The sequence below is a fragment of the Bacillus sp. TL12 genome (assembly GCF_022625245.1).
Taxonomy (GTDB): Bacteria; Bacillota; Bacilli; order Bacillales; family Bacillaceae_G; genus Bacillus_A.
In genome coordinates, this window is record NZ_JAJJBY010000132.1 from 1 (window position 1) to 1,968 (window position 1,968).

Here is a 1,968-nt window from a genome sequence, read left to right on the forward strand (position 1 = left end):
TCGTGTTTAATAAATTATAATTATATGAGGTTCATGTTGTAACCAACTATAATTCTTAAAAACATGTAAAGCACGGACATTCTGGCCATGTATTTTTGAAAAGGTTTGAAATCGTATATTTTTTACAAAAACAAGATATAATTATTATTGAAGAGCAATTTGTAAGTCCCATTGAAATATGTGGTAAATTTACGTGGGATATGAAATGCATATTCGAAAAGAGATAATGCACTAAAAAAGTGTTCTTATCCCTTTTTTACTTATATGATGAAGAAATCAATTGTGGGAAAATTAAACAAACGTTTGTTTAAAACATTTTGGCTACGAGGTATTATATTTTCAATTGTCCACTTTGTTCAATTTCACGTTTATTATATAAATTTTATATAACAAAGAAAAAAACACCCGTTTTGGATGCTTCATCTTAATTATCTAGAGTATATGTAAATTTGAAAAATCTCTATTACGTAGTTTTAGCAAAGCTTAATGGTTTTATTTATACTTTAGTCGTACATATATTTTAATTATTTTTGAAATGTTAATGAACATCCTGTAATAATGAAAGTAAACTTTTAAATATTAGTTTACTTTCAAATCCCTATAAACCTTGACCCCATCCCAATTCCCCTGATATCCTCAAAATACATAACAAAAGTATACATTCAAAACACTGTAAATAAAAAGTTATGAATACATACTACTGGTTCACATAAAACATTTTATCGGCACAAATACCTTTAAATAATGGCACCTTACAATACTGTAAGGTGCCATTATTTGGTTTTTGTATTATAATCAAATATGGGAAAATTACACAAAAGAGAGGATACATATGTACAAAAATGGGACTAGAAAACAATCTGTTATCCTTTTTGATGGTGTTTGCAATCTATGTAGTGGGTGGGTTCAATTTGTTATTAAAAGAGACCCAAAGAAACTGTTTAAGTTTGCACCTCTTCAATCAGAACTAGGAAACTCAATTATTAAGGATTACAACATAAAGATGAAAGGTAAAGCCTCTATTATTTTAATTGAACATAATAAAGTCCATATAGAATCTACAGCCATTTTACGCATAATAAGTCAACTTAAAGGACCTATAAAAGTCTTACGTTTATTCAGTCTCATTCCTAAACCCCTTAGAGATAAGATATACAGACTAATTTCAAGAAATCGATATCGATTGTTTGGGAAAAAAGAAACTTGTCTCATCCCGAGTAAAGAGATACAAAACAGGTTTATTACAGATCAAACAGAAAGCAGGAAAATCAATGAATAGAAGTACGTTTTTCAAAAAGCTGAGACTGACGATTATCACTACATTTAGATGGACTTTAGCATTAACCTTCTTGATTTATGGAATTATCAAGATCTTTCCGGGTCAATTCTCTACTGGTGACTTTACATATGATTCGACAAAGGATTCAGCTATGCAATTAGCATGGCATTTCTTTGGCTATTCAGATATATATAATCTTTTTATCGCTTTCGGAGAAATAACAGCTGCTTTATTATTATTAATTCCAAGGACAGCAACTTTAGGGAATATTATTTACTTACCGATTACAGTAAATATTACTATTCTTGACTTTTGTTTTGAGATACCAGCTCGTTCTGTTAGCACCTTACTAACAGGTATGAGTATAGCTTTACTTTTCTTTGAATATAAAAAATTAAAAAGAGTGTTTTTAGATTCACCAGAAGCACATAAAAAGTCTATACCAACAACACTTACAAAAAAGAAGGTGAACATACAATGATTGTACCCGTTATTTTGTTAATCGCTTTTGTGGTTTCTGCCTTCTATTATTTTGTTATTAAAAAAGAAGTATGATATGTATACCATATACAATCATAGTTAACATAATCTCACTTATCAGTAATCAATCTATCTAGAAATCTATAAAAGTACCTTCAGATTCATAGAAATTGAATCATCTGTAGTAATTCTCTCATTGTTTTCAAATA

Annotated in this window: 2 protein-coding genes; both read left to right on the forward strand. The window is 29.0% G+C overall.

Annotated elements, in window-relative coordinates; all coding sequences use genetic code 11:
* Positions 1–832 precede the first annotated feature (832 nt).
* Positions 833–1,279, forward strand: a complete 447-nt coding sequence (locus tag LOK41_RS27955) for a thiol-disulfide oxidoreductase DCC family protein (protein ID WP_241819349.1) — start codon at positions 833–835, stop codon at positions 1,277–1,279.
* Positions 1,272–1,760, forward strand: coding sequence for a hypothetical protein (locus LOK41_RS27960; RefSeq protein ID WP_241819350.1), 489 nt, complete (start codon positions 1,272–1,274; stop codon positions 1,758–1,760). Before LOK41_RS27955 ends, LOK41_RS27960 begins: the two co-directional genes overlap by 8 nt.
* The last annotated feature ends 208 nt before the right edge of the window (positions 1,761–1,968 follow it).

Coding starts and splice junctions, on each gene's coding strand:
- LOK41_RS27955 (WP_241819349.1), top strand. CDS start 833: ATGTACAAAAATGGGACTAGAAAACAATCTGTTATCCTTTTTGATGGT.
- LOK41_RS27960 (WP_241819350.1), top strand. CDS start 1,272: ATGAATAGAAGTACGTTTTTCAAAAAGCTGAGACTGACGATTATCACT.